This window comes from Streptomyces sp. TLI_053 (genome assembly GCF_900105395.1).
Classification (GTDB): Bacteria; Actinomycetota; Actinomycetes; order Streptomycetales; family Streptomycetaceae; genus Kitasatospora.
Map to the genome: position 1 here is coordinate 1,057,597 of NZ_LT629775.1, position 26,197 is coordinate 1,083,793.

General features: G+C 73.7%; 24 protein-coding genes. 11 read left to right on the forward strand and 13 right to left on the reverse strand.

Annotation, left to right across the window (positions count from 1 at the left end):
• The first annotated feature begins 9 nt into the window (after window positions 1-9).
• Window positions 10-1,194 carry an alkene reductase gene (locus BLU95_RS03885; protein ID WP_093858700.1) on the forward strand — a complete coding sequence of 395 codons (1,185 nt, stop codon included), beginning with the start codon at window positions 10-12 and terminating at the stop codon, window positions 1,192-1,194.
• Between the two features lie 135 nt (window positions 1,195-1,329).
• On the opposite strand, the gene BLU95_RS03890 is transcribed toward BLU95_RS03885, so the two are convergent.
• From BLU95_RS03890 to BLU95_RS03905, 4 genes are all read right to left on the reverse strand, one after another.
• Entirely contained in the window at window positions 1,330-2,511 is a 1,182-nt protein-coding gene (locus tag BLU95_RS03890) for a serine hydrolase domain-containing protein (protein ID WP_502689795.1), read from the reverse strand.
• Window positions 2,512-2,844: 333 nt separating this feature from the next.
• On the reverse strand, window positions 2,845-3,669 hold the full coding sequence (gene dpgD, locus BLU95_RS03895) for an enoyl-CoA-hydratase DpgD (RefSeq protein WP_093858701.1): 825 nt from the start codon (window positions 3,667-3,669) through the stop codon (window positions 2,845-2,847).
• Window positions 3,670-3,921: 252 nt separating this feature from the next.
• The gene (gene dpgC / locus BLU95_RS03900; protein WP_093858702.1) at window positions 3,922-5,235 is read right to left on the reverse strand and encodes a (3,5-dihydroxyphenyl)acetyl-CoA 1,2-dioxygenase DpgC; all 1,314 of its coding nucleotides are present in this window, start codon (window positions 5,233-5,235) and stop codon (window positions 3,922-3,924) included.
• A gap of 295 nt (window positions 5,236-5,530) precedes the next feature.
• Window positions 5,531-6,028, reverse strand: coding sequence for a MerR family transcriptional regulator (locus BLU95_RS03905; protein WP_093858703.1), 498 nt, complete (start codon window positions 6,026-6,028; stop codon window positions 5,531-5,533).
• Window positions 6,029-6,124: 96 nt separating this feature from the next.
• Between BLU95_RS03905 and BLU95_RS03910 the strand changes: the two genes are divergently transcribed.
• Window positions 6,125-7,420: an MFS transporter gene (locus tag BLU95_RS03910; protein ID WP_093858704.1), complete on the forward strand. Its 1,296-nt coding sequence runs from the start codon at window positions 6,125-6,127 to the stop codon at window positions 7,418-7,420.
• 109 nt (window positions 7,421-7,529) lie between these two features.
• Here BLU95_RS03910 and rpmF read toward each other — a convergent pair whose 3' ends face one another.
• The 3 genes from rpmF to rpmB form a co-directional block, all read right to left on the reverse strand.
• Window positions 7,530-7,694, reverse strand: coding sequence for a 50S ribosomal protein L32 (rpmF, locus tag BLU95_RS03915; RefSeq protein WP_093858705.1), 165 nt, complete (start codon window positions 7,692-7,694; stop codon window positions 7,530-7,532).
• Window positions 7,695-7,765: 71 nt separating this feature from the next.
• The gene (locus BLU95_RS03920; protein WP_093864623.1) at window positions 7,766-8,929 is read right to left on the reverse strand and encodes a CobW family GTP-binding protein; all 1,164 of its coding nucleotides are present in this window, start codon (window positions 8,927-8,929) and stop codon (window positions 7,766-7,768) included.
• 94 nt (window positions 8,930-9,023) lie between these two features.
• Window positions 9,024-9,260, reverse strand: a complete 237-nt coding sequence (rpmB, locus tag BLU95_RS03925; protein ID WP_093858706.1) for a 50S ribosomal protein L28 — start codon at window positions 9,258-9,260, stop codon at window positions 9,024-9,026.
• A 142-nt stretch (window positions 9,261-9,402) separates the two neighbouring features.
• Between rpmB and rpmG the strand changes: the two genes are divergently transcribed.
• The 7 genes from rpmG to BLU95_RS03955 all read left to right on the forward strand — a co-directional run bounded on the left by rpmG (window position 9,403) and on the right by BLU95_RS03955 (window position 16,395).
• A complete protein-coding gene (gene rpmG / locus BLU95_RS03930) occupies window positions 9,403-9,567 on the forward strand; it encodes a 50S ribosomal protein L33 (RefSeq protein ID WP_093858707.1) in 165 nt (54 codons plus the stop codon).
• A 181-nt stretch (window positions 9,568-9,748) separates the two neighbouring features.
• Entirely contained in the window at window positions 9,749-9,841 is a 93-nt protein-coding gene (locus tag BLU95_RS45480) for an Ms4533A family Cys-rich leader peptide (protein ID WP_353653537.1), read from the forward strand.
• Between the two features lie 144 nt (window positions 9,842-9,985).
• Complete coding sequence (locus BLU95_RS03935; RefSeq protein ID WP_093858708.1) at window positions 9,986-11,704, forward strand: ABC transporter substrate-binding protein; 1,719 nt, start codon at window positions 9,986-9,988, stop codon at window positions 11,702-11,704.
• A 31-nt stretch (window positions 11,705-11,735) separates the two neighbouring features.
• Window positions 11,736-12,848, forward strand: a complete 1,113-nt coding sequence (locus BLU95_RS03940; protein WP_093858709.1) for an ABC transporter permease — start codon at window positions 11,736-11,738, stop codon at window positions 12,846-12,848.
• Window positions 12,845-13,834 carry an ABC transporter permease gene (locus BLU95_RS03945; protein ID WP_093858710.1) on the forward strand — a complete coding sequence of 330 codons (990 nt, stop codon included), beginning with the start codon at window positions 12,845-12,847 and terminating at the stop codon, window positions 13,832-13,834. Before BLU95_RS03940 ends, BLU95_RS03945 begins: the two co-directional genes overlap by 4 nt.
• Entirely contained in the window at window positions 13,831-15,546 is a 1,716-nt protein-coding gene (locus tag BLU95_RS03950; RefSeq protein ID WP_093858711.1) for an ABC transporter ATP-binding protein, read from the forward strand. The genes BLU95_RS03945 and BLU95_RS03950 overlap by 4 nt, the downstream gene beginning before the upstream one ends.
• Before the next feature lie 276 nt (window positions 15,547-15,822).
• A complete protein-coding gene (locus BLU95_RS03955; RefSeq protein WP_093858712.1) occupies window positions 15,823-16,395 on the forward strand; it encodes a snapalysin family zinc-dependent metalloprotease in 573 nt (190 codons plus the stop codon).
• 257 nt (window positions 16,396-16,652) lie between these two features.
• On the opposite strand, the gene BLU95_RS03960 is transcribed toward BLU95_RS03955, so the two are convergent.
• The 3 genes from BLU95_RS03960 to BLU95_RS03965 all read right to left on the reverse strand — a co-directional run bounded on the left by BLU95_RS03960 (window position 16,653) and on the right by BLU95_RS03965 (window position 20,186).
• Window positions 16,653-17,204: a hypothetical protein gene (locus BLU95_RS03960; protein WP_159424758.1), complete on the reverse strand. Its 552-nt coding sequence runs from the start codon at window positions 17,202-17,204 to the stop codon at window positions 16,653-16,655.
• A 411-nt stretch (window positions 17,205-17,615) separates the two neighbouring features.
• A complete protein-coding gene (locus BLU95_RS42090) occupies window positions 17,616-17,774 on the reverse strand; it encodes a hypothetical protein (RefSeq protein ID WP_159424759.1) in 159 nt (52 codons plus the stop codon).
• A gap of 105 nt (window positions 17,775-17,879) precedes the next feature.
• The gene (locus BLU95_RS03965) at window positions 17,880-20,186 is read right to left on the reverse strand and encodes an AfsR/SARP family transcriptional regulator (protein WP_159424760.1); all 2,307 of its coding nucleotides are present in this window, start codon (window positions 20,184-20,186) and stop codon (window positions 17,880-17,882) included.
• A gap of 160 nt (window positions 20,187-20,346) precedes the next feature.
• Between BLU95_RS03965 and BLU95_RS42095 the strand changes: the two genes are divergently transcribed.
• Complete coding sequence (locus BLU95_RS42095; protein ID WP_159424761.1) at window positions 20,347-20,889, forward strand: flagellar hook-length control protein; 543 nt, start codon at window positions 20,347-20,349, stop codon at window positions 20,887-20,889.
• 470 nt (window positions 20,890-21,359) lie between these two features.
• On the opposite strand, the gene BLU95_RS03975 is transcribed toward BLU95_RS42095, so the two are convergent.
• Both BLU95_RS03975 and BLU95_RS03980 read right to left on the reverse strand, forming a co-directional pair.
• A complete protein-coding gene (locus BLU95_RS03975; RefSeq protein WP_231978266.1) occupies window positions 21,360-22,469 on the reverse strand; it encodes a helix-turn-helix transcriptional regulator in 1,110 nt (369 codons plus the stop codon).
• A gap of 170 nt (window positions 22,470-22,639) precedes the next feature.
• Window positions 22,640-23,821: an MFS transporter gene (locus BLU95_RS03980; protein WP_093858716.1), complete on the reverse strand. Its 1,182-nt coding sequence runs from the start codon at window positions 23,819-23,821 to the stop codon at window positions 22,640-22,642.
• A gap of 51 nt (window positions 23,822-23,872) precedes the next feature.
• Between BLU95_RS03980 and BLU95_RS03985 the strand changes: the two genes are divergently transcribed.
• Window positions 23,873-24,619, forward strand: a complete 747-nt coding sequence (locus tag BLU95_RS03985) for an AraC family transcriptional regulator (protein ID WP_093858717.1) — start codon at window positions 23,873-23,875, stop codon at window positions 24,617-24,619.
• 150 nt (window positions 24,620-24,769) lie between these two features.
• Here the strand turns inward: BLU95_RS03985 and BLU95_RS03990 are convergent, their stop codons facing one another.
• Window positions 24,770-26,182 (reverse strand): aminopeptidase P family protein, encoded by a 1,413-nt coding sequence (locus BLU95_RS03990; RefSeq protein ID WP_093858718.1) that lies wholly within the window; start codon window positions 26,180-26,182, stop codon window positions 24,770-24,772.
• Between the last annotated feature and the right edge of the window lie 15 nt (window positions 26,183-26,197).

The window sequence follows — 26,197 nt, forward strand, 5'->3', positions numbered from 1 at the left end:
AGCACCCTCATGAGCACGGACACCGCAGCCCGCCCGTCCCGGTCCACGAAGGCCACCGGGGCCACCGGGGCCACCGCTTCCGCCGGCGCGGACTCCCCGCTGTTCCGGCCCGCCCGCCTCGGCACCCTGCGGCTGGCCAACCGCCTGGTGATGGCGCCGATGACCCGCAACCGCGCGGGCGCCGACGGCGTACCGGATCCGATCATGGCCACGTACTACGCCCAGCGCGCCTCGGCCGGACTGATCGTCGCGGAGGCCACCACCCCGAACGCCGTGGGCGCCACCTACCCCAACATCCCGGCGATCCACGACGAGGCGCAGGTGGCCGGGTGGCGCCGCGTGACCGACGCCGTCCGGTCGGCGGGCGGACAGATGTTTCTCCAACTGCAGCACGGCGGCCGGGTCGGCCACCCCGAGACCAGCGGCCACCACCCGGTCGCCCCGTCGCCGGTGCCGATGCCCGGCACCATCGTCACCCCGTCCGGCCACCGCGAGAACGTCGTGCCGCGCGAGATGACCGAGCAGGAGATCCGGGACACCGTGGCCGACTTCGCCGCCGCGGCGCGCCGGGCGGTGACGGCCGGCTTCGCCGGTGTCGAGGTCCACGCCGCGAACGGGTACCTGCTGCACCAGTTCCTCTCCCGGGGCACCAACCACCGCACCGACGGCTACGGCGGGTCGGTCGCCAACCGGATCCGGCTCACCGTCGAGGTGGTGCGCGCGGTCGTCGAGGCGATCGGCGCCGACCGGGTGGGGGTGCGGATCGCCCCCGGCGTCACCGCCAACGCCATGGCGGAGGACGACGTCGACGAGGTCTACCCGGCGCTCCTCCACGCCCTCGACGGCCTCCGCCCGGCCTACCTGCACGTCGTCTTCGCCGACCCGGACCAGCCGCTCTTCCGCACCCTGCGCAACGCCTGGTCCGGCTCGCTGATCGCGAACCCGGCCCTCCCCTGGCCCGGCCCCCTGCCGGCCGACGGCGGCCGCGCCGCCGCCGAGCGTCTGCTCGAGGCGGGTGCCGACCTGGTCTCCCTCGGCCGGGCCTTCCTGGCCAACCCCGACCTGGTCGCCCGTCTGAGGACCGGCGCGCCGCTCAACCCGATCCGGGACTCCCACCTGATGTACGTCGGCGGCGAGACCGGCTACACCGACTACCCGGCCCTCGGCCGCGGCCCGTCGGCTGCCGACCACTGACCGGCCGCCGACCACGAACCGGCCGATGCGGCGCACTGACGCCTGCCGACCGTCTGCCGTCGGCGGGGCCTCCGACCGCGGGGGGCCGGGTCACGCCCCCGTGGCCCGGCCGCGCCCCGCCCCCGGCCGACCCGTTCAGCGGCAGAGGGCCTCGTCCACCGCGGCCGCCACGCGCGGTTTGACGTCGGGCGACACCACCGTGGTCATGGCGATGCTCACGGCGCGGCCGCCCTCCGTGACACCGCCCCGGGTGATGTACCCGGGGATGCTCCCGCCGTGCCCCCAGGACACCCCGCCGCACGACAGCGGAGTGCTCGCGAGGCCGAGCCCGTACCGGGCACCCGGGCCCAGGTACTCGGCCGGCACGGTGGTCCGCATCTGGGCCAGCTGGGCCGCCGGCATCAACTCGCCGGCCAGCAGCGCCGAGAAGAACCGGTTCAGATCCGTGTTGGTGGAGACGATCGCCCCCGCCGCCCAGGCCCAGGACGGGTCCATCTCCGTGACGTCCACCGGCGGACCACCGGGGGTCGCCACGAAGTAGCCGTGCGGGTGGCGCTCGCGGACCCCGGTCTCCCCCGGTGCGGGGAAGTACGTGTGCCTCAGCCCGATCCGGTCGATGACGCGCGTGGTGACCACCTCCCCCAGCGGCCGTCCGGTGATCCTCTGGACGATCAGCCCGGCCAGCACGTAGCCCGTGTTGCTGTACTTCCACCCCGTTCCCGGCGCGAAGTCGGCCTTGTGCGCGAGTGCCGCGTCGAGCAGTTCACGCGGCTCGAAGTACTGGGAGGCGCTGGAGAGTTCCAGGAAGTCCGTGTAGTCCGGAAGCCCGCTGGTGTGCTGGAGGACCTGCCGGACGGTGATCCGCCGTCCGTCGATGCCCTCGCCCCGGACCAGACCGGGCAGATAGGTGTCGAGGGAGGCGTCGAGCTCCACCTTTCGCTCCGCCACCAGCTGCAGGACGACGACGGCGACGAAGCTCTTGGTGTTGCTGCCGATCCTGACCTGTCCGTCGACCGGCACCTCGGCACCCGTCCTCAGGTCCGCGACCCCGGAGGTGTAGGTGCGGGTACGGCCGTCGGCACCGCGGACGGCCGCCAGGGCCCCGGGCCCGCCGCCGTCGGCGACGAGGCCGTCGAGCCGCCGCTGGAACGGGTCGGCCTTCGCGACGGCGGCCGGAGCAGCGCCCCCGGCCCCGACCACGGCGACGGCGGGCGAAGCGAGCGAGCCAAGACCGAGGGCCCCGGCCGTCACGACCACGGCAGCACCCACCGCACCGCGGCGCAGGGCACGGGAACGGTACGGGGAAGAGGAGTTCACAGGGCGCCTCCAACAGCGGGACGTACACGGCGGGCCGGTGTCCCGGCCCGCCCAGGACATCACATCGACACCCCGGCAGCCGTCACCGACAGGGATGAACACATCTCCGCCGAACTCCTCCTGACGATGCATCGGAACCCTGACTCCGGGAGCCGCCGGACCCGGTCCCGCCACCTCCGCACCGGACCCCGCTCCGGCCCCGGCTCCTGCTCGGACCGGCACGGAGGTGTTCGCCGGTGACGGGGACGGCCGCACCGCGAGCGTCGAACAGCCGCCCTCGCCCTGCCCCGGTCGGGCGGGTGGCTGACCGCCACCCGCCCGACCGGGCCGCGCCTACCGGCCGGTCCAGCGGGGCGGCCGCTTCTCCACGAAGGCGAGCGGCCCCTCCTGCGCGTCCGCGCTGTGCATCCGCCTCTCCTCCCACACGAAGCGGGTGCGGAACGCCTCCTGAAGCGGCATCGTCCGGGCCGCCGCGGCGGCCTCCTTGATCGCCCTGACGGACAGCGGCGCGCAGCGCAGCACGTCCTCGACCCAGCCGTCGACACAGCTGTCCAGGTCCTCCGCCGGTACCACCTCGTTGACCAGGCCGAGCTCGTAGGCCCGGGCGGCGGTCATGGGGCGGCCGGTCAGCAGGTGACCGAGCGCCGCCCGGTAGGGGGCCTGGGCGGTCAGCCGGAAGACCCCGCCCGCGCCGGCCATCAGGCCGAGCCTGGCCTCGGGCAGCGCGAAGGTGGCGTGTTCCGCGGCGACGACGATGTCGCAGGCCAGGGCCAGCTCGAAGCCGCCGCCGAACGCGTAGCCGTTGACGCGCGCGACCACGGGCTTGGCCAGGTCGAACCGCTCGGTCAGCCGTGGCCAGCCCGGCTTGCCGCGGCTGCCGAAGGTACTCGGTTCCGCCGTCCCGCCACGGACCCGCTCGGCGAGTTCCTTGAGGTCCTGCCCGGCCGAGAACGCCCGGTCGCCCGCACCGGTGAGCACGGCGACCCAGAGATCGTCGTCCTGCTCGAAGTCGTCCCAGACCAGCGCCAGTTCTTCGTGCGTGCGCAGATCCAGGGCGTTCAGCCGCTCGGGCCGGTTCAGCGTGATCCGGGCCACCCGGCCGTCCTTCACGTAGTCGACCCCGGTCGGACCGTCCGGCCGGGGCCCTTCGACCGCCACCGGCTCAGCCGATTCGCGCTTGCAGGCGCTTCGGACGCGGATCGGTCCGCTGTTCCGCCACAGGGTCCGTGCGATCGGCCATGTCTTTCCTCCGGAAGGGCGATCGTGGAAGGAACAGCGGTCGCCGCACGGTGTGCTCGGACGGGTGGCCGCCGGGCCGTGCGGTCCCCGGCCCGGCGAGGACGCCGCCGCGCAGCTCGTCGTGCGGGTCCGGGGAGAGCGGCCGCGTCAGGTGCCCGGCGAACGACCCGGTCATGTCCTGGCGCCGAACTTCGTGGTCTTCTCCATGACGTCCTTCGCGTAGAGCCGCAGGCCCTGCTGGAGGGCGAACTCCGCCATGTAGGCGCGGAAGACCTCCGGCGGCTCCTCGGCGAGGTTGAGCATGGCGCGGTTGGCGACCACCGCGGGTGCCGCGAGTTCCGCGACGGCAGCGCCGACGGCCGCGTCCATGTCCGCGGGGTCGACGACCTCGTCGCAGATCAGCCGCGCGTCCGGATCGGTGGCCCTGATCCGCCGGCCGGAGAGGATGACCTGCCGGGCCACCCGGTTCCCGGCGATGCGCGGCAGGCGCAGATTGCCTGCCCCGGGGATGATGCCCTCCTGCGCGGCCGGCAGACTGAAGAAGGAGTCCGAGGCGGCGATGACCCGGTCGAAGACGAGCAGCAGTTGCATGCCGCCGCCGATGGCGAAGGTGTCGACCGCCGCGATCCACGGCTTCTGCACCGTCCGGGCGGGCCGGCCGGGCTCCCCCGGCAGCAGCAGACCGCGCTGGATCTTGCTGATGCAGCCCAGTTCGCGCCGGAGCAGGAAGTCCACGTAGGAGATCCGCCCCTGACTCAGGTGGACGAGGTTGATGCCCGCGCTGAAGACCCGGCGTCCCCGGTACTTCGGGTGCGTCATCTCGCCGCCCCGCAGGACGCCGACCTTCACCCCGTCGTCGAGCAGCACCAGGTCCACGGCCACGTCCATGGCCGCGATCAGTTCGTCGTCCTCGGCGTTGAGGCTACCGGGGTTGGTGACCGTCACGAACGCGGCCTCGCCGACCCGCTCGACCGTGAGCGACCCCAGGTCCACCGCGCCCTGGGCGGTGAACTCCGCCAGCAGGTCGAGCGCCTGCGGCCTGGGGCGCAGCTGGGACTCCAGTAGGTGGGCACCGGCCCGCGGCTGCCGCAGCACCGCGGAGAAGAAGATCGCCTGGTCGATCTCCCGTCCCTCCTTCTCCTCCTGCGCGAGTGCCCGCTCGCTGCTCATCTGGGCGTCGGTGGGCACCAGTCCGGGGAACATCCCGGCCGCGGCCCGCACCAGCTCGTCCAGCCACAAGCGCACCTTCGAGCCGTCGGTCAGCGCGTCGTAGACGGCCCCGGCGTGCTCGGCGAGGAAGCCGCTGCGGGCCAGCCGCGCCTCCTCCACGGCCGCGTCGAGCCGGGCCCGCTGCTCGGACGAGCGCTCGCGCGCGGGCGGCAGCCCGGCCAGGACCTCCTCGGCGTACGCGGCCCGCGCCGCAGGCTCCTGCCAGGCCGCGGCCAGGGCGCCGGGCGGGACGTCGGCCCGTCGGTTCATCGACATACCGGCCCTCCCGCCCCGGGCAGTTCCCGGGTCGGCTCCGTGGTTCCCGCCGTCGGCCCCGGCCGGAGCCGGTCGCCCTCGGCAGGCGATGTCGCCGGCACTCTCATCGTTCCTCGCATTCCTCCGCCTGGTGTCCACGGTCGCTCGGCCAATGGTGACGAGCCATCAAATCATGGGCAGGAAAAGGAGAAAGTCCGAAGAATTCGCACGATGTACGACCTGCGACCGGACCTTTCGGGGCGTGCGGAATTGCCGCCCCCACCCGGTCCGCTCGTTCCTCCGGTCATTCCGCCGGTCATTCCGCCGGCGGTCGACGGCGGGACTTCGCAGGGCGCGGCCGCTGCTCGTCGGGGTGCTGGGGCAGGAAGTCGTCCGTGAACTCCGTGCCGCTGAGGGCTGCGTCGACCCGGGCGCGGATGTAGGCGCCGGTCATCGGGCAGTCCAGCGGGCGGTCGGTACGGCAGTCCAGCATGTGTTCCAGGACGGCGGCGGCCCGGGTGAGCCGGCGGATCCGTGCCAGCATCTCGTCCCGCTGCTCGGTGATCAGGGCGCGCCGGTCCTCGACGCGCTCGCTCTCCAGTACGGCGGCGGTGTCGGCGATCGGCATCAGGCCGTCGTCGTGCCACAGCTGGGCGTACGCGAGCCGCTGCAGACCGGCGTGGTCGTAGTAGCGCACCCGCCCGCGCCGGGCGGCGGGGCCGACCAGACCACGCTCCTCGTAGTAGCGCAGCGCGGGCACGGACAGGCCGAACGCCTCGGCCACCGCGGTGATCGAGAACAGTTGCTGCTCCATCGTGCCTCCGGGGCGGCTTCGGGGCTTGCGCTCAAGCGCACTTGAGCGTGAAAGGTAAGGGCATCCTAACTCCACGTCGAAGGGCAGGACAGTCCCGTGCCGGTCTCCTCCTCCGCCGGAACACCCGCCGGACCAGCCGTCGGACCACCCGCCGGACCAGCCACCGGGCCCGCCGCCGGAACCACCACCGCAAAGCCCGCACCTCCCGCCCCCACCGGCACCGGCCACCCCGCGCCCGCGGCGGGCGTGCTGCTCGTCGTCGGCTTCGTGCTGTTGAGCCTGAACACCCGGGTCGCGTTCGGGCAGATCGGACCACTGGCCCCGGTCGCCCACTTCGGCTCCGCCACGGTGACCGTGCTGGGCCTGCTTCCCCCTCTGTGCATGGGCCTGTTCGCACCGCTCGCCCCGCTGGTGCGGCGCCGGCTCGGCGAGGAGCGCGGCCTGCTGTGGGCCGGCGTCGTCCTGGTCGCCGGTGCGGTCCTGCGCATGCTCGGGATGCCGGGCCTGTACGCCGGAACCGTCGTCGTCAGCCTCGCCACGGCGATCGTCAACGTCCTCGTGCCGGTCTTCGTCCGGACCCGCTTCTCCCACCGGCACGTCGGCACCATGATGGGCGTCTACGCGCTGTCCATGGGCGTCGGCTCGGCGATCGTCGCGGCCCTGGTCGCGCCCGTCGCCCAGGCCTCCGGAGGCTCCTGGCAGCTCGCGGTCGGCATCGCCGTCGTACCGGCCGTGCTCGCGGTGGTGGGAATCGCCCCGCAGGTCCGCGTCCACCGGCCCGGACCCCGGCCCGCGAGCCCGGCGGACGCAACGACCGCAGCACGCCCGCATGTGGCGCGCACCGGGCTGGCGTGGAGCCTGACGGCCTTCTTCGGCATCCAGACCCTCGCCTTCTACACGGCGCTCGCCTGGCTGCCCTCCGTCCTCATCGCCTCCGGCACCGGCCGGACGGCCGCCGGAACCTGCCAGGCCGTCCTCATCCTCGGCGTGGCCGTGGGCGGATTCCTCGCCCCCGTGCTGGCCGCCCCCCGCGCCGACCAGCGCCCCCACATCCTGGGCACCGTCCTGGTCTGTGCCACCGGGTTCACCGGACTGATGCTCGCGCCGACGGGGCTCCCGGCCCTGTGGGCGGCCGTCCTCGGCATCGGTCTGGGCGCCGGACAGGCCCTCCCGGGTGTGCTCTACGCCCGCCGGGGCACCGACCACGACCACGTCGCCGCCCTGTCGACCATGGCCCAGACGTGCGGCTACCTCATCGCCGCCACCGGCCCGGCCCTCGCCGCCGGCCTCCACGGCGCGACCGGCTCCTGGACCGTCCCGCTCGCGGCGGTCACCGCGGCCCTGCTCCTCGGCGGCGCCCTGAGCAGCCGGGCAGGTCACGACCCCGGCTGACACCGGTGACCACCGATGACCGCCGCGACGGGGCCGGACCGGCCTTCCGCGACCGGCCCGGAATCCGTGGCGAGGAGCCGCAGTTCCCGGACTGCGGCTCCTCGTGGTCTCACGGCTCCAGCAACCCTCGCCGACAGGCGTTGACGAGGTTGCGCGGCACCAGTTGCGCGCGCCCGTCGACGGTGATCGGGACGAGCTGCGGGGCCGCGGCCTTCCACCGCGACCGGCGGTGGCGGGTGTTGCTGCGGGACGTCCTGCGCTTGGGTACGGCCATGTCGGGCTCCTGTCGGGTGGGCGAGGTGTGGGCGGAAGGGAGATCTCGCGGCCGGAACCGCTTCTTTCCGGTCAGGGGGCGGGTTCGAGCAGGTCCTCGAAAGCGTCGGGCAGGTTCTTCCAGCCGGCCTCCCCCGCCGCCAGTTCGGCATCGGTGAGCAGGCAGGATTCGAGCAGTCCGGTGATCCCGTCGACGTCCAGCCCCTCGGCCGTGAAGACGAGTTGCTGGATCCGGTCACCGTGTGCCGGATGCCAGTCGAGGGCCGCGGCGGCCCGCCGGGCGGGCGGGCAGCGCTCCCAGGCGGCGTCCGGAAGTCCGGCCAGCCACGGGCCGCAGTCCTCGACGGCGAGGTTCGCACCGGCGCAGTCCCAGCCGAGCATCAGCTCGGGCCGGCTGGCCAGCCAGAAACGGCCGCGGCTGCGCTGGGCGGCCGGGACGAGCAGTTCCAGTGCCTCGTACAGCCGACCCGGGTGCAACGGACGCCGCCGTTCCCACACCAGGGTGGTCACGCCCGCCTCGTCGGCCTGCTGCGGCAGCAGCGCGAGGGCGGGATCCACCCGGTCGCGGGCAGCGGCCACGTCGAAGCCGCCCAGAGCCGCGCGCACCAGCTCACCGGTCCCGAGCAGGACCCGCCGCGCGGTGGGGTGCAGTTGGCGCAGCATCGCGAGGCCGGTCCCGCTGCCACGGGCGACCGCGAGGGTCGTGGCGTACTCGATCTGGTGGGCCAGGGCCCCGGCGCGGGTGCGGGTGTCGTCCGGCGACGTGTGCTCGCCGTGCTCGGCCAGCTCGTCCGGGACGGAGAGCTCGCCCAGCAGCCGGTCCGGGTCCACCGCGACGACCACACCGGCGAGTTCGACGACGTCCGCCGTCGGGCGACCGTTCACCTCGCCGTTCGCGATCACCTCGACCGCCGGCTGCGGGTCGCTGCCGCCCCACAACTCCACCACCGCCAGCCCGTGCCGGCCACTCTCGGCCAGGCGCAGCAGCTCCGGCAGCAGGTCCTCGCGCAGGGCGCAGCAGGAGCAGCCGTTGCTCAGTGGCACGTCAGCCACCGCTACGGTCCCGTCGGCGTCGCGGAGTTCGCGGTGGACCGTTCGGCGCGAGGCGTCGCGCAGGTCGTGGTGGAGGACCACGCCGTCGACGGCGTGTTCCATCAACTCCCTGACGGCGCGCCGCCGTTCGGCGCGATGCAGGCCGGCCACCACCACGACGGGGAGCCTGAGGTGTTCGGGCATCGCGCTCACCGGCCGGACCTCCGTGCGCCGGGCAGCCGTCCGGCGTGGGCCATGGCGCGCAGATTGATCCTGACGATCTTGCCCAGCTCGGCCATCAGACCTTCTCCCCCCGGGCCCGGATCCGGGCGACGGCGGCCTCGACGCCGATCACGTCGACGGTCTTGATCCCCTTGGCACTGAGCGCGAGCCGGACGTACCGGCCCTCACTGGGCAGCCAGTAGCGCCTGCGCTGGATGTTGGGGCCGAAACGGCGCGCGGTGCGGCGGTGCGAGTGCGAGATCGTGTTGCCGAACCCCGGCTTCCGGCCGGTCAGTTGGCAGTGTGCGGACATGGGCTGCTCCATTGGGCGGGTGCGAGGACAGAACGGCGGCCCCATCGGGCACGTCGGCCCCGGGTGCTCGCTCACACTAGCCTAGATGAAAATGGATTTCATTTGCTACAGTCGCTCCCACTCGACCGAGGAGGAGGGCCCCGTGGCCCGCAACGAACTGCGCCCGATCATCAAGCTCCGCTCCACCGCCGGTACCGGCTGCACGTACGTGACCCGCAAGAACCGCCGCAACGACCCCGACCGGCTGGTCCTGCGCAAGTACGACCCCGTCGCCCGCCGGCATGTCGACTTCCGTGAGGAACGCTGACCCCCGAACCGTCCCGCGGACCTTCCCGCAAGGGCGGTCCACCCGGGTTCACCCGTTCGTCCCCCGTGCTTTCCCCCTGCTCCTCGGGGCCTTCCCGCGCCGGGCGCGGAAATCCTCCGCCGCAGGTGGGAAGCGTCGGGGGACTTTGACATTTCTCTTATCGTCCTACAGTGTTCTCGGCATGTCCGACCGCCACCCCACCGAGCGCGCCGCCATCGAGCTGGCGCTGATCGGCGTGGCCGCGCACTGCGTTTCCGACAATCTCTGTCGCTGAATCCGCCTGTCCCGACGCGTTGCGATGATCGCCGCCTCGGGGCGTCGCCCCTTCCTGCGGGCGCGGTGCCGCTCTCTCCCGTCAAAGCCTCACTGTCGCCCGCCTTCCTCCGTTCACCACCGGTAGCGAAAGGCCCCCTTTCCGATGTCTCGAACCACCCTTCCCCTCCGCCACCTCGCCGCGGCGACCGTCACCGTCGCACTCGTCGTCGGACTGGCGGCGTGCGGCCCGAAGGCCGACGGCGACGGTGGCACCGGCAAGGACGCCGCTCCCCAGCGGGGCGGCACCCTCACCGTCCTCAACCAGAACCCGCAGGAGCAGTTCGACCCCGCGCGGCTCTACACCTCCGGCGGCGGCAACGTCCCGTCCCTGGTCTTCCGCACCCTCACCACCCGCAACCGGGCCGACGGTCCGGCCGGCGCCAAGGTCGTCCCCGACCTCGCCACCGACACCGGCACCCCCTCCGAAGGTGCCACCGTGTGGACGTACCGCCTCAAGGACGGCCTGAAGTTCGAGGACGGTTCGCCGATCACCACCGCCGATATCAAGTACGGCATCGAAAGGTCATTCGCCCCCGAACTCTCCGGTGGGGCACCGTTCCTGAGGGACTGGCTGATCGGTGCCGCCGACTACCAGGGCCCGTACAAGGACGGCCGCACCCTGGACGCCATCGAGACACCGGACGAGAGGACGATCGTCTTCCGCCTCAACAAGCCCGAGGGCGACTTCCCCTACCTGGCGACCCAGACGCAGTTCGCGCCCGTCCCCAAGGCCAAGGACACCGGGGCGAAGTACCAGGAGCACCCCGTCTCCTCCGGCCCCTACCGGGTGGTCAAGAACGAGAACGACGGCGCGCACCTCGTCCTCGAGCGCAACCCCAACTGGTCCTCGGCGACCGACGACCAGCGCAAGGCGTACCCGGAGACCGTCGACGTGCAGTCCGGTCTCGACGCCGCGGTGATCAACCAGCGGCTGACCGCCGGCACCGGGGCCGACGCGGCCGCCGTCACCACCGACACCAACCTCGGCCCCTCCGAACTCGCCCAGGTGAAGGACGACAAGGCCCTCGCCGCGCGGGTCGGCACCGGCCACTTCGGCTTCGTCAACTACCTGGCGTTCAACCCCAAGGTGAAGCCCTTCGACAACCCCAAGGTGCGCCAGGCCGTGGCCTACGCGATCAACCGCACCTCGGTCGTCAACGCGGCCGGCGGCTCCTCGCTCGCCGAGGCCGCCACCACCTACCTGCCGACCCAGGAAACCTTCGGCCACACGCCGTACGACCCGTTCCCGGCCGGTGCCACCGGCAACCCGGAGAAGGCCAAGGAGGCGCTGAGGGAAGCCGGTTACCCGGACGGCCTGACCATCACGCTCACCCACTCCAGCGTCACGGGCAAGGGCAACGGCCCGGACCTCGCCACCGCCGTCCAGGACGGTCTGAAGGCGGCCGGGATCACCGTCCAGCTGGAGTCCCTGGACTCCACCCGGTACTCCAAGACCGTCCACACCGTCAGCACCGAACCCGGCCTCTTCCTCGCCACCTGGGGCGCCGACTGGCCGTCCGGCGGCCCGTTCCTCGCACCGATCTTCGACGGCCGGCAGATCGTCACCGACGGCTACAACTTCAACTCCGCGCAGCTGGACGACCCTTCGGTGAACGACGAGATCGACCGGATCAACGCGATCACCGACCACGCCGAGGCCGCCAAGCGGTGGGGCGCCCTGGACAAGCGGATCGGCGAGCAGGCCCTCACCGTCCCGCTGTACCACCCCGTCTACAAGCGGCTCGCCGGCAAGGACGTCCGCAACATCGTGATCAGCGACTGGACCGGCGTGCTGGACATCTCCCAGGTCGCGGTCAAGTAGCGGACGGCTCGGACGGATCGGTCTGACAACCATGACTCCACAGAAGCCCGGCGCCGGGGAGGTCCTCACGGCCTCCCCGGCCCCCGGGGGACGGCAGGTGTGGCGGCGGCTGCTCGCGCGGCGCGCCGCCGTCGCCGCCGGCCTCGTCATCCTCCTGCTCGCCCTGGTCGCGGTGGCGGCGCCGCTGCTCAGCGCACTCGAGGGCCAGGACCCCACCGGCTACCACAACGACCTGCTCGACTCGGCGGCCGGCGGGGTGCCCACCGGTTCCTTCGGCGGAGTCGGCGCCGAGCACTGGCTGGGCGTCGAGCCCGGTACGGGGCGGGACGTCTTCGCCCGGCTCGTCCACGGTGCCCGGATCTCGCTGCTCGTCGCCGTCGGCGCCACCTTCGTCCAGGTCACGCTCGGCGTCCTGCTCGGCCTCGCCGCCGGTCTCGGCAGCCGGGTGCTCGACCAACTGATCGGCAACACCACCGAGGTGATGCTCGCGCTGCCCTCGCTCGTCTTCGCCATCTCGCTGATGGCGGTGGTGCCCTCCGGCTTCCCGCGACCGCTCCTGCTGACCCTCGTCATCGGGCTGCTCGGCTGGGCCGGCACCTCCCGGCTGGTCCGGGCGCAGACGCTCAGCCTCCGGCAGCTCGACTACGTGGCCGCGGCCCGACTGGCCGGCGCGAGCCGCTGGCGGATCGCCCGCCGGGAGCTGCTGCCCTCGCTCGCCGCGCCGGTCATCACCTACGCGGCGGTACTGCTGCCGTCCAACGTGATCGCCGAGGCCGGGCTGTCGTTCCTCGGTGTGGGCGTCAAGCCGCCGACCTCGTCCTGGGGGCAGATGCTCTCCGGCGCGACCACCTGGTTCCGCGCCGACCCGATGTACGTGCTGCTGCCGTCCGCGCTGCTGTTCGTCACGGTGCTCTCCTTCACCGTGCTCGGCGACGCCGTCCGGACCGAGCTCGACCCCCGCGCGGCCTCCCGGCTGCGGGTCGGCACGGCACGCGGCAGCGCCGGTCCGACGACGGACGGGCCCGCACCGGAGCCCGGCCCGTCGTCGTCCGACCGCCCGGGGCCGTCGGACGCGTCCCGCCCGGGTCCGCCGAACGCGGCCCGCCCCGGCCCGCCGTCCGCCCCCGAGGAGGCCACCGCATGACCCGCTTCCTGCTCCGCAAGGCCATCGGCATGCTCGGTGTCCTGCTGGCCCTCTCCCTGCTCGTCTACGCGGTCTTCTACATCGCCCCCGGCGACCCCGCCCAGCTCGCCTGCGGCGAGAAGTGCAGCCCCGCCCAGGTCGCCCAGGTGCGCGAACGGCTGGGCCTCGACGCACCGCTCCACCTCCAGTACGCCCGTTTCCTCCAGGGCATCGTCGCCGGGCGGGACTTCAGCGCCGGCACCGGCCTGCTGCACTGCCCCGCTCCCTGCCTGGGCGTCTCCTACCGGAGCGGTGAGCAGGTCACCGACATGATCACTGCCCGGCTCCCGGTGACGGCCTCGCTCGCACTCGGCGCGATGGTGCTCTGGCTGGTCCTCGGCGTCGGCACCGGCCTGGTCTCGGCCCTGCGCCGCGGCCGGCTCAGCGAGCGCCTGCTGACCGGGCTGACGCTGGCCGGCAGCTCCGTGCCGGTCTTCGTCATCGGCCTGGTGCTGCTCATCGTCCTCTGCGCCCAGCTCCAGTGGCTGCCGTTCCCGAGCTACGTCCCGCTCACCGAGGATCCCCAGCAGTGGTTCTGGGGCCTGCTGCTGCCCTGGGTCTCGCTCGCACTCATCGAGTGCGCCAAGTACGCCCGGCTCACCCGCTCCTCCATGCTGGAGGCGCTCGCCGACGACCACATCCGGACCTTCCGGGCGTACGGCGTCAGTGAGCGGCGCCTGGTGACCCGGCACGCGCTGCGCGGCGCGCTCGCTCCGGTGATCACGCTCACCGCCATCGACCTGGGGACCATGTTCGGGTCCGCCGTGCTGACCGAGTCGCTCTTCGGTCTCGCGGGGCTCGGCAAACTGCTGGTCACCTCGGTCGGCCTGATCGACCTGCCGACCGTCGTCGGCCTGACCCTCGTCACCGGGTTCTGCGTGGTCCTCGCCAACGTCGTCGCGGACGTGCTCTACGCGGTGACCGACCGAAGGGTGGTCCTGACATGAGCCCCGAACCCCTGGTGGACGTCCGGGACCTGGTCGTCGACTTCCCGGTCGGCGACGGCCACGTACGGGCCGTCGACGGCGTCGGCTTCACGCTGGAGGCCGGGCAGGCCCTCGGCATCGTCGGCGAGTCCGGCTCCGGAAAGAGCACCGTCGCCTACGGTCTGCTCGGCCTCCACCGCGGCACCGGCGCCCGGATCGGCGGTTCCGTCCGTGTCGCCGGCGTCGACGCCGTCACCGCCGGGAGTACCGAACTCCGGCGCCTGCGCGGCGGACTGGCCGCCATGGTGTTCCAGGACCCGCTCTCCGCGCTCGACCCGTACTACGCGGTGGGCGACCAGATCGCCGAGGTCGTGCGGGTCCACCGGGAGGTCTCCCGCCGGGCCGCGCGGACGCGGGCCGTCGAGGTGCTCGACCGGGTCGGCATCCCCGACGCGGCGCGGCGCTCGCGCGCACGGCCGCACGAGTTCAGCGGCGGCATGCGCCAGCGGGTGCTGATCGCGATGGCCCTGGCCTGCGAGCCGCGACTGCTGGTCGCCGACGAGCCGACCACCGCGCTGGACGTCACCGTGCAGGCCCAGGTGCTGGACCTGCTGCACGAGTTGCGGGCCGAGACCGGGGCCGGACTGGTCCTGGTGACCCACGACCTGGGCGTGGTCGCCGGGAGCGTCGACCGGGTGCTGGTGATGAAGGACGGCCGGGCGGTCGAGCACGGCCCGGTCGCCGAGGTGCTGGGCACCCCGCGCGAGCCGTACACCCGGACGCTGCTGGCGGCGGTGCCGCGGGTCGACGCGGCGCGTGCGCCGCGCACCCCGCAACCACTGGTCGAACCGACCGGGCCGACCGGGCTCTCCAAGCCGATCGGGCCGACCGGGACCGGCGACCTGCTGCTCGAAGCCACCGACCTGCGCAAGGAGTTCGCCGGCCGCGGCAGCCTCGGCCGGCGCGCCGCCCCCGTCACCGCCGTGGACGGCGTCTCGCTCACCGTGCGGGCCGGCGAGACGCTGGGCGTCGTCGGCGAGTCCGGCTCGGGCAAGACCACACTCGGACGAATGCTGGTCCGCCTGCTGGAACCGACCGGCGGCCGGCTCCACTACCGCGGCCGGGACATCGGGGCACTCGAGGAGAAGGAACTCCGCCCGATCCGGCAGGAGTTGCAGATGGTCTTCCAGGACCCGGTCTCCTCGCTCAACCCGCGCCGCAGCATCGGGGAGTCCGTCGCCGACCCGCTGCGCATCGCCGGCGGAACCGACGAGCGCCGGATCCGCACCCGGGTCGGCGAGCTCCTCGAACGCGTGGGCCTGGACCCCGACTGGTACCACCGGTACCCGCACGAGTTCTCCGGCGGACAGCGGCAACGGGTCGGCATCGCCCGGGCCCTGGCTCCGGAGCCCCGGCTGATCGTCTGCGACGAACCGGTCTCCGCCCTGGATGTCACCACCCAGGCCCAAGTGGTCGAGTTGCTCGGCACGTTGCAGCGCGACCTCGGCCTCGCACTGATCTTCGTCGCCCACGACCTCGCCGTGGTCCGACAGGTGAGCGACCGGGTCGCCGTGATGCAGTCCGGACGGATCGTGGAGCAGGGCGACGCCGACACGGTCTACGACTCCCCCCAACACCCTTACACCAAGGGCCTGCTGGCCGCCGTACCGGTCCTGGACCCGGTCGAGGCGGCCGCCCGCCGCCACCTCCGACTGGCCACCGCCGGAGCCTGACCGGCACCCGTAACGGCCGGGTGCGGGCCTCGGCCCGCACCCGGTGCCGCTCAGCGCGGGCCGGACCGTCCGGAGCTGGTCGGAGCACGGGGTTCATCCGCGGTCATCGCACTTCGCCGCCATTGACGGAAACGGACGTAACACCCGCCCGTCCTCCGTCGATTGACTTGACGGTTCACCGTCATTTGCGAGCCCCTCCTCGCTCCGGACGGTGGCGCCCAGCGTCCGCACCACCGTCTCCCCGCCCCCGGAGACCGCCCCCACGAAAGGACGACCATGCTCCACTCGAAGTGGTTCGCCGCAGCCGGGACCGCCGCGGCCGTCACCCTGCTCCTGGCCCCCACCGCGCAGGCCGTGCCCACCCTCGCGCCGACAGCCGCTGCCGCCGTGACCACACTGCGCTACGACGCCACCCGGGCCCCCGGCTGGGAGGCCGCCGTCACGGCCGGGGTCGCCTCCTGGAACTCCAACGCCCGCAACGTCAAGCTGGTCCCGGCCCAGCCCGGCACCCGGGCCGAGATCCAGATCGTCGCCACCAGCGGCTGGCCGCAGGCCACCTTGGGCCCGGTCCGCCCGGGCGGCCAGGCCAGGGTGGAACTCGGCAGTCAGGCCGTCACCGAGGGCCACGACAAGACCCGCATCGCGGCCCACGAGATCGGCCACACCCTCGGGCTCCCGGACACCAAGCCCGGCCCCTGCTCCCAGCTGATGTCGGGCTCCAGCGCCGGCACCAGCTGCAGGAACGCCGTGCCCGACGCCACCGAACGGGCCCGGGTCGACTCCGCCTACGCCGGCCGCACCGCCACCCTCACGCCGACGGACGGCCGCCTCCTCGTCGACGCCTCCTGACCCCGAGGGCGGCCCGGGGGCCGGGAACCGGCGCATCCCGCCGCACGACCGCCGACCCGCCGTACCCCCGTCCCACTGCTCCTCCGTCCCGCTGTCCGTCCGCCCGGCCGAAGGCACGGGACACCTCGCCTCAACAGCCACGACAGCGGCCGGCGCCGACCGAACCCGGCGCCGGCCGCCTCGCGCAACGGCATTCCCGGATCGGCCGGACTCCCCGCAAGCCGAAGCAGGGCCGACACCCCCGGCCACTCGTGGGGCTACCGGCCCTCGTCGCCCTGTTCGAGGCCGGGCAGTGTCTCGCCGAACCGCTCCCGCGCCTCCTCCGGCCCGCAGCCGAAGGCGCGGCCGATGTACTCCCAGGTCATCAGGTTGCCGCGGGCCCTGCGACCGGCAAGCAGCGCGGTGGATCCCGCGGCCCGCTCGAACCGGGCGGCGGCGCGGGCGGCGGCGTACGGCCTGCTCTCCGTCAGGTCGCAGATCCGGTCCACCAACGCCGCGACCAGCTGCTCGACCTCGTGCGGCACCACCCCCTCGGCCAGGTCGACGTGCCACTCCCAGTCCGCGAACGGCCCGGTCTCCTCGCCCACCGCCTCGGTCGCCGCGTCGTCCCCGAAGTCCAACCGGTGCACCCGCTCACCCCGCCAGCCGCAGCTGCAAGCACCACGTACCGCGGTGGCCCGAGGACCGTCCGCACCGTTGTAGAGCCACCAGGTGGTGCGCCCGTCCGGCAACGGCGCCGGCTCGCCACCGTCCGCCAGGACCGCCGCCGGGAAACCCTGGTGGCGCCCGCTCTCGTCAACCCATGGCATGCCGTGCCCCTCACGTCCCTGGAGTGCAGCACCCAGCGTTTCCCTCCAGTGACGGACTGTCAAGGCTTCGCGACAACCGGTGCGGTACGCGGCCCGGGGCGACGGCGCGGCGCGACGCGACGCGGCCGCCGGTTCGGGCGGGGTGGGCCCGTGCCGACCGGTCAGTACCGGGGCGGGCGTCGGCGGGCGACCGAGCCTGCGCCACCGTCGTCGTCATGGAGCCGTCCCTCTCGCGGTGCGCTTCGACGGCGCCCGACCCGGTCCCGGGTCCCCGGTCGGTCACGGTGGCGAGGTCGGCACGGACTGTTCCGGGGTGACGATGGCCGAGGTTCGTCGAACTCCGGCCAGGTCACGGTCCGAACGGAACACTCCCGCTCCCACGGAATGCGGGTCAGGTGGTCCGGCGGTTTGTCAGTCCTCGATGACGGGCCGGTCGTGGCGCTGCCCGTTCGACTCCCCGGTCACCCACCGGATCCCGGACGGCCGATCGCCGGTCCTGGCCGTTCGGGACTCCCCGACGGCGGCCACCAGGCGGTCGAACGGGACGGCACTGGAAGGGTCGTGGCGCAACACTTCCTTCTTCCACTCATCGGGTGAGGGCCGGCCAGATCTTCCGTCCGGCCCTCGGCGGACAGCCACCGGCGTCAGGCCACCGAAGAGCACGAGGGGAACACGCTATCGGACGCCGGGCCTTGCAGGATCCAGTGCCGGACCGACCTGTCGGCCCCGCGCGCTCGGGGCGGCGGCCGGGTCGTCCCGGGCGTGGGCCTCGCCGGCGGGGTCGCCGGTCCGGCGGGCCGCGGCGACCGCCGACCGGGCCGCCTCCGTCCAGTCCGCCAGGTCCGGGCCGGCCCGGAAGTGGCGCCAGAGCGCCACGGGCAGCCGCCAGGCGCGGCCGTCGAAGCCGTGCTCGGCGGCGCGCCGGACGGTCTCCGAAAGATGCGCGTACTCCCTCTCGCACCACTGCCGCGCCTGGGCGGGCGTGGTGAAGCCCGGTGGCTCGTACCACGGGCCAGGGGCACTGAGCGGGAGGCATGGGCGCCGCGGGGCGAGCAGTCGGGCCGCCGCCTCCGTGCGGTGCAGGTACCACGAACAGAGGCGTGCCCGGGCGGCCGCGCGGTGGGCGGGACCGGTTTCGGCGCCGGCGCGTTCGGCGGCGTAGCAGCGCACCAGGTCGGGCAGGCGGTAGTGGTCCGGCCCGGCGGGGTTGAGCAGATGGGCGGCGACGAGCTCTTCGAGCACCGGTCTGGTCGCGGCGGGGGCCGAACCGGAGAGCGCGGCGGCCGCGGCCGCGCTGATGGTGGCGCCGGGGGCCAGGCCGAGCAGTCGGAAGAGCCGTTGGGCGGTGGGTCGCAGGGCGCGGTAGGAGAGGTCGAAGGCGAGCCGGACGGCGGAGGTGGTGTCGCCGTCGATCTGGAGCGCGGTGAGGCGGTCCTCCGCATTGCGCAGTTCGGCGGCGTGCTCCACCAGGGTGCGGTGGGGCCGTTCCGCGAGGCGGCCCGCGGCGATGCCGAGGGCGAGCGGCAGGTGACCGCAGGCGGCGGCGAGTTCGGCGGCGGCGTGGGGTTCGGCGCGGGTGCGGTCGGCGCCCGTGATCCGGGCGAGCAGTTCGACGGCCTCGGGCGGGGGCAGGACGTCGAGCACCAGCCGCCGGGCGCCGTCGCGGGCGGTGAGCCCGGCCAGCCCGTCCCGACCGGTCACCAGGGTCAGCGAGCCCACCGAGCCGGGCAGCAGCGGGCGGACCTGCTCGGCGTTGCGGGCGTTGTCGAGCAGCACCAGTACCCGGCGGTCGGCGAGCAGCGACCGGTACAGGGCGGCACTCTCGTCGATGGTGCCGGGTATCCGGTCGCGGTCGGTGCCGAGGGCCCGCAGGAAGCGGGACAGCGCCTCGTACGGGGCCAGCGGCGGGCCGAGCGCGTATCCGCGCAGGTCGATGTGGAGCTGGCCGTCGGGGAAGCGCTCGCGGACGCGGTGGGCCCAGTGCACGGCGAGCGCGGTCTTGCCCGTCCCGGCGCCGCCGGTCAGCACACCGATGCCGACGGCGGCAGCCGGGCGGGCCGGGCCTGCCGGGCCGGATGATCCGGTCGGCCCGGCAGGCCCGACGAGGCCGTCCAGGGCACCGAGTTCGGCCCTCCGGCCGACGAAGGTGGCCAGCGCGGGCGGCAGTTGGGCGGGCCTGGGTACGGGGTGCGAATGCCGCGGCGACTGCCGGGTGCGGGGCGGGTGGGCAGCCGGGGCGGGTCCGTCCTTCAGCAACTCCTGGTGCAGGAGCCGGAGTTCCGGTCCGGGGTCGAGTCCGAGTTCATCGGCCAGCTGTCGCGCGAAGCGGCGGTAGGCGGCGAGTCCGTCGGCCTGTCGTCCCGCCCGGTGCAGGGCCCGCACGAGCTGCGTCACGAAGCGGTCCCGGAGCGGGTGTTCGGCGACCAGCGCGGTCAGCTCCGGGACGATCTGCCGGTGCCGGCCGAGCTCGGCCTCCAGGTCCAGGCAGTTCTCCCAGGCGGTGAGCCGCAGTTCGTTCAGCGCCACCGAACCGGCGGCCGGCAGACCGCCGGACAGCCCGTCCAGCACCGGGCCGCGCCACAGGCCCAGCGCCGCCCGGAACTCCGCCACGGCCGCCGCGGGTTCGTCGCACTCGGCCAGTCGGCGCGCCACCGACACCCGGTGGGCGAAGGTCAGGGCGTCCACCCGGTGGCCGTTCGGTGCGATCCGGTAGCCCGGGCCGTCGGTCAGCAGCACCGGCGGCCCGTCCTGGGCGGCGGCGAGCTTGCGCCGCAGCAGCCCGGCGAGGTTCCGCACCTGGCGGCGGGCCGTGGCGGGCGGTTCGTCGCCCCAGACCGCGTCGACCAGGCGGGTCACCGGAACCACGGCCCCGGCGTTGAGCAGCAGGGTGCCGAGCATCCGCTCCTGCTTGGCCCCTTCCGTCCTGGCCCGCCTGCCGTCGTCGGTCCAGACTTCCAGCGGCCCGAGAATCCTGAACTCCACGTTCCCCTCCAGTGACTGGCCGGGGTCGGACCGACCGGCCGGCTTCGAAGCTCGTGACCGTTCCATGACGGGGCCGTGCCGGCTCTGTGCGTCCGGTTGGAAGTCTTCTCCCACCGGCCCCGCACCGGGGCCCACTCCCCCACTTCCAAGGAGCAGTCGGATGAAGCGCATCAAGCAGGCCGCCGCCCTGGCCGTCGCGGTCGGCCTGGCCCTCGTGCCCCTCTCGGCGAGCACCGCGCAGGCCGCCGCCGGGCCGGCCACCCACAAGGGCATGACCTGGCAGGTGCTCGCGAGCGGCCCCGAGGGGACCGTCCAGGTCGGCGGTCCGGCGCACTCGACGCCGAGCGACCCGTACAACGGCGACACCCTTCCGTCCGTGTCACTGCCGGTCCTCTGCATCAACGTGGACGGCAGCCCGGCACCGGACGGCATCAGCATCGGCTTCTACAACGGCTGGGCCGGCGGCACCGTCGCGCTCAGCCAGCCGGTGAAGGGCTCGCGCCTGAACAGCCAGGCCGCCGCGAACAGCGTCTGCCAGGCGTCCTTCGGCATCGGCTGGCGCCAGGCCGAGTTCCACGACGGCCGCTACGGCCCGAACCTGGAGTACGTCGGCGGCTGGAGCTTCTGGGCGTACGGCAACATCGCCCCCAACGCCCGGTTCTGGACCGCCATCAACGACCAGCAGGCCAACCCCTGGAACTGATGTCGACCGGTGGCCGCCGGTCGACGCCGGACGGCCGGGCGCTCCGGCGTCCGGGGCTGCTCGGCAGGACGCGAGGCAGGACGCGAGGCGGGGCGGGAGTCCCGCCGGTCGGCGGTGACTCCGGGGTGAGGTCCGCTTGGCACGGGACAGGGACTCCTCTGCCGGGAAGGTGTCATGACCGCGGTGCGGCCCCCGTCGCGGGGGCCGCACCGGGAGAGACCTTCCCATCCGGCGGCGACCGGGGGCATCCCAGGTTTGCGGGGGGCTCGACGTCCTCCCCCGTGTGATAGGGAGACGGCCTAGCGGCCGGGTCCGCAGCGGAGTCCCAGGTCGGTGACCTGGGACTCCGCCTGCCGCCCCGGGGCCGCGCCGCACCCCTGGGCGGGAGGTCGGGGGCGGGACGCGTCCCCTGGGGCGGGAGGTCGGGGGCGCGGCGCGCACGATCGGGCGGGGCCGGCCGGGCCGGGGCGTCAGACCGGGGGGCGACCGAGTCCGGCGGTGTACGGGGCGGCGAGGAGCGCGACGAGTTCGCGGCGGCTCCGTACGCCGGTCTTGGTGAAGGCCGACTTCAGGTGGTCCTGGACGGTGGCCGGGCTCAGGAAGAGCCGGCGGGCTATGTCCCTGGTGCTCAGGCCCCGTACCGCCTGCAGGACCACCTCCTGCTCCCGGGGGGAGAAGCGGTGTGCCAGCAGGGACAGCGGAATGACGTCGACCGGGCTCGCGGGCTGCGCGACCAGGGCGACGCTGCCCCGCGGGCCCTGGTCGAGCAGGGAGGCGTGGACGGCGACCCACTGGCCGTTGGGGCGGCGCAGCCGGGTCCAGGCGTGGGCGGCGGAGGCCGCGTGGGTGCGGGCCCGCTCGGAGAGGTAGACCAGCGCGGTCGGCACTCCGGCGGGACGGTACTGCCCCTCGGCGAGCTCCTCGAACAGCTGTCGCGCCCCGGCGTCCGCGGAGGTGAGCTGCCCGGTGGGACCGATGACGGCGACCGCGAGCCAGTACGGTCCGTCCTGCGGATCCGCTCGGCCGTCCTGCCCGTCAGGGGTGCCCGCGGCGGGCAGCGCGTAGTCGCGCAGGGCGACGGCCACGGCCCGGGCGGCCCGTTCGGCCAGTCGCTGCTCGCTCGCCCCGAAAGGCGCCGATCCGGCCGCGCGCATCAGCGCGGCGGCTCCCCACCGCCCGCCGCCGACGTCGAAGTTCATCCGCAGCTCGTCGCCCAGTCCGTACTCGGAGAGCAACTCCCGGTAGCGCACGCTGCGTTCGGGGCGGCCACCGGTGGCGCGGTGGACGGTCTCGACGACCCGGCCGGCGGCCCGGATGTCGACGAACCGGGTCGTGTCGTCGGACCACATCTCCAGCCTTATGGCGTGCTCGAAGGCGGTCGGCTGCAGGCCCTCGGCAACCGTGGAGGTCAGGAAGCCGGTGACCGGATCGGCCCCGTGCAGGCAGCCCGCTTCGGAGCCGAGAGCGGGCCCGAGGACGGTGAGGAGCTGCCGGAAGAACTGCTCCAGCGGGAGCTTCGCTGCCGCCAGATCGTCGATCTCTCCCATCATGCGGCGTTCCCTGGCGCGGAAGGAGGTCATCTCCTCACCAGGGCAAGGAGGCCGGCGCGGACCCCGCAGCGATCCCGGGACGTCGCCGGTCGCCACCGACCGACATGGTCCGTCCCACCGGCAGCCGGCGGGCAGATTCTTTGACTGATCATCACCTTTTACTACCCTGAAGTGGGTTGACGAACACCGGACAACGCGTGCTACGCGTCCTGCGGTGCCGGTTCCGCTTCGGCGGGTCGGCGTTCGGGGGCCGTGGGCTCGGGCAGGGTGCGGAAGAGCAGCCAGCTCAGCGCGGGCATGGCGATCAAGGGTGTCAGGGCGGTCTGCAGGGACGTGGAGTCGGCCAGGCGTCCCAGGAGGGGGCTGATCAGGCCGCCGACACTGACGGTGAGTCCGAGGGTGACGCCGCTGGCGGTGCCGATGCGGGAGGGCAGGTAGTCCTGGCCGAGGGTGACCTGCAGCGAGAAGGGGACGTACAGGCCGGCGGAGGTGAGGGCCACGAACAGGAACAGGGCCGGCCCGGGCGCGCAGACCACTCCGGCGACGGCGACGACCGAGACGAGGTAGGACCAGCGGGAGACCCGGACCCGGTCGTAGCGGTTGGCCAGGGAGCCGCCCAGGACCGAGCCGACGGCACCGCCGAGGAACAGCAGGAACAGGGCCGCGGTCCCCGCGGTCGCACTTCCGTGGGTGCGCTCCCGGGCGTAGAGGGAGACGAAGGTGCTCAGGCCGGTGAAAACGATCGAACGGAAGACCACGGCCAGGGACAGCCTCACGAAGGAGGCCACGTCGTCGGGCCCGACGGCCGGCGTCCCGGCGGACACACCGGCCCGGCGCCGGCCCAGGGTCCGGAGCACCGGGACGCACAGCGCGGTGCCGACCAGGGCGGGCAGGACCAGGACCGGCGTCCAGCGCAGTGAGCCGTGTCCGACCGCGGCCGACACCATGAGCGGGGCGAGCGCGAAGCCGATGTTGCCGCCCAGCGAGAACCAGCTCATCGCGCTGTGACTGCCCCGGCCGACCAGCCGGGCCGTGCGGGCGGACTCGGGATGGTAGGCGGCGACCCCGATGCCGGAGATCGCGACGAAGAGCAGCGTGAGCGCGTACGAGCCGCTCAGACCGCTCAGGCCGATGCCCGCCCCGCTGAGCAGGGTGCTGACCGGCAGCAGCCACGGCATCGCCCACCGGTCGGTGAGCGCGCCGAACAGCGGCTGGGCCACCGACGACAACAGGGACGCGGCCAGCACGATGCCGGAGGCGACGGCGTAGCCGTAGTGGCGGTCGGCCACGAAGTAGGGGATCAGCGCCGCGACGGCGCCCTGGTAGACGTCGACGCAGGCGTGCCCCACGGACAGCAGAGAGATCGTTGTGTTCCTTCGCACCCGCCCATGCTGCGAGAGGCGGCAGCTGTCCCGCTTTCGATAGATTGCCAGATGATGAAGGAAATCCGCCACGAGTCCGTCGCGCCGACCCGGACCCAGCGTCTCGCGTCCGGCGGCGAGATCGACGCGCACCGCCACGACGACCACCAGATCGTCTACGCCGGCCGGGGCGCCGTCGCCGTCACCACCGACGCCGGCTCATGGGTCGCCCCCGCCACCCGGGCGCTCTGGATCCCGGCGGGCACCGCCCACCGGCACCGGGCCCACGGTCAGCTCGACCTCCACCTCGTCGGCCTGCCCGTGACCGAGAACCCGCTCGGCCTCGACACTCCGGCGGTCCTGACCGTCAGCCCTCTCCTCCGCGAACTGATCGTCGCCTGCACGCGCTCCCCCGACGACCACAGCCCGCCCCAGCTGCGCCTGCGCGCCGTCATGCTCGATCAGCTCAGGGTCTCCCCCGAACAGCCACTGCACCTGCCGACCCCCACCGACCCGCTGCTCCGGGAACTGCACGACATCCTGAGCGCCGACCCGGCGGACAACCGCTCCCTCGACGAGCTCGGCCGACAGATCGGCGCCGGCGCCCGCACCCTCTCCCGCCGTCTCCACGACGATCTCGGCCTCACCTACCCGCAATGGCGCACCCAGGTCCGACTCCACCACGCACTGGTCCTCCTCGCCGACCGGACCCCCGTCACCACCGTCGCGATCCGCTGCGGCTGGTCGTCGGCAAGCACCTTCATCGACGTGTTCCGCCGCGCCTTCGGCCACACCCCCGGGTCCCGCCCGACGGCCTGACGCGACGGGACCTCGGCCGCGGCCCGTCCACAGGTGCGGCCCACCGTTCCTGGACCCGCCCGTCGCCGACCTGCGCCCGGCGGGCGTCCAGGGCGGCGTCCGGGGCGGCGTCCGGGCACGCACGGCCCGCGACCCGGCGGGCGGGCCCCGTCAACCCGCGACGCGGGCCATCCACGCCTCGACCTCGTCCGACGAGCGCGGCAGGCCCGCCGACAGGTTCTCGGCCCCGTCGGCGGTCACCAGCAGGTCGTCCTCGATCCGGACCCCGATGCCGCGCCACTCCTCGGGGACGGTGAGGTCGTCCGGCTGGAAGTACAGGCCCGGCTCCACCGTGAGGACCATGCCCGGCTCCAGCACGCCGTCGACGTACTCCTCGTTGCGGGCCTCGGCGCAGTCGTGGACGTCCAGGCCGAGCATGTGGCCGGTGCCGGCCATGGTGAAGCGGCGCTGGAGGCCGAGCTCGTACGCACGCTCCGCCGGGCCCTCCAGGAAGCCCCACTCGACCAGCTTCTCCGCCAGGTGGCGCTGCGCCGCCACGTGGAAGTCGCGGTAGGCGGCGCCCGGCTTCACGGCGGCGATGCCCGCCTCCTGGGCCTCGTACACCGCGTCGTACACCTTGCGCTGCACCGGGGTGAACGAGCCGCTGATCGGCAGCGTCCGGGTGACATCGGCGGTGTAGAGCGTGCGCGTCTCCACACCCGCGTCGAGGAGCAGCAGGTCGCCGACGCGCACCGGGCCGTCGTTGTCGGTCCAGTGCATGATCGTGGCGTGCTCGCCGGCGGCGCAGATCGAGCCGTAGCCGACGGCGTTGCCCTCCAGGCGGGCACGGCGGAAGAAGGTGCCCTCGATCCACCGCTCCGAGGAGGCGACGGCCCGGGAGAGCTCGCCCACGCAGTCGGTGAAGCCGCGCACGGTGGAGTCCACCGCCTTGCGCAGTTCGTCGATCTCCCAGGCGTCCTTGACGAGACGGAGTCCGCTCAGCGCTTCCTCCAGTCCGGCGTCGCGTTCCGGGTCGGTGGTGACCGCCGCCTCGAGGGCCGGGTCGATGCCGCGCACGATGCGGGTGGGGACGTCGGGAGCGGCTGCCAGGTCGCTCGCCGCCGTACGGACGTCGCGGCAAGCCAGCCCGAGCACGCGCTCCGACTCCGCGAGCGAGCGGCGGCGACCCATCCACAGCTCGGCGGTGTAACCGAGCCAGAACTCGTCGGTGTCCCGGCCGTCCCGCGGCAGTTGGTAGCAGTACGCGTCGTGGCCGCCGTCCCGGCGGGGTTCGAGCACGAGGGCGCAGTCGCGGGCCTGGTCGCCGGTCATGTGGACGTAGCCGGAGTACGGGCGGAACGGGTAGGTGTCGTCGTTCGAGCGGGTCCTGAGGCCGCCGGAGGGGACGACCAGCCGCTCGCCCGGGAACAGCGCGGACAGAGCGGCGCGACGGTGGGCCGTGTACGGGGCCTGCTCGTCCTGCGCGAGGTCGTGCTGTTCGGTGTCGGCCCAGCCCGTCCGCATCAGGGCCGACAGCTCGGCGGAGACTCCCGGGTAGAGACCGTTCTTGCGCGCCTTCGCCACGTCGTTCTCCTCTGC

Coding starts and splice junctions, on each gene's coding strand:
- BLU95_RS03885 (WP_093858700.1), top strand. CDS start 10: ATGAGCACGGACACCGCAGCCCGCCCGTCCCGGTCCACGAAGGCCACC.
- dpgC (WP_093858702.1), bottom strand. CDS start 5,235: ATGTCGATGAACCGACGGGCCGACGTCCCGCCCGGCGCCCTGGCCGCG.
- BLU95_RS03905 (WP_093858703.1), bottom strand. CDS start 6,028: ATGGAGCAGCAACTGTTCTCGATCACCGCGGTGGCCGAGGCGTTCGGC.
- rpmF (WP_093858705.1), bottom strand. CDS start 7,694: ATGGCCGTACCCAAGCGCAGGACGTCCCGCAGCAACACCCGCCACCGC.
- BLU95_RS03920 (WP_093864623.1), bottom strand. CDS start 8,929: ATGCCCGAACACCTCAGGCTCCCCGTCGTGGTGGTGGCCGGCCTGCAT.
- rpmB (WP_093858706.1), bottom strand. CDS start 9,260: ATGTCCGCACACTGCCAACTGACCGGCCGGAAGCCGGGGTTCGGCAAC.
- BLU95_RS45480 (WP_353653537.1), top strand. CDS start 9,749: ATGTCCGACCGCCACCCCACCGAGCGCGCCGCCATCGAGCTGGCGCTG.
- BLU95_RS03935 (WP_093858708.1), top strand. CDS start 9,986: ATGTCTCGAACCACCCTTCCCCTCCGCCACCTCGCCGCGGCGACCGTC.
- BLU95_RS03940 (WP_093858709.1), top strand. CDS start 11,736: ATGACTCCACAGAAGCCCGGCGCCGGGGAGGTCCTCACGGCCTCCCCG.
- BLU95_RS03945 (WP_093858710.1), top strand. CDS start 12,845: ATGACCCGCTTCCTGCTCCGCAAGGCCATCGGCATGCTCGGTGTCCTG.
- BLU95_RS03950 (WP_093858711.1), top strand. CDS start 13,831: ATGAGCCCCGAACCCCTGGTGGACGTCCGGGACCTGGTCGTCGACTTC.
- BLU95_RS03955 (WP_093858712.1), top strand. CDS start 15,823: ATGCTCCACTCGAAGTGGTTCGCCGCAGCCGGGACCGCCGCGGCCGTC.
- BLU95_RS03960 (WP_159424758.1), bottom strand. CDS start 17,204: ATGCCATGGGTTGACGAGAGCGGGCGCCACCAGGGTTTCCCGGCGGCG.
- BLU95_RS42095 (WP_159424761.1), top strand. CDS start 20,347: ATGAAGCGCATCAAGCAGGCCGCCGCCCTGGCCGTCGCGGTCGGCCTG.
- BLU95_RS03975 (WP_231978266.1), bottom strand. CDS start 22,469: ATGACCTCCTTCCGCGCCAGGGAACGCCGCATGATGGGAGAGATCGAC.
- BLU95_RS03985 (WP_093858717.1), top strand. CDS start 23,873: ATGATGAAGGAAATCCGCCACGAGTCCGTCGCGCCGACCCGGACCCAG.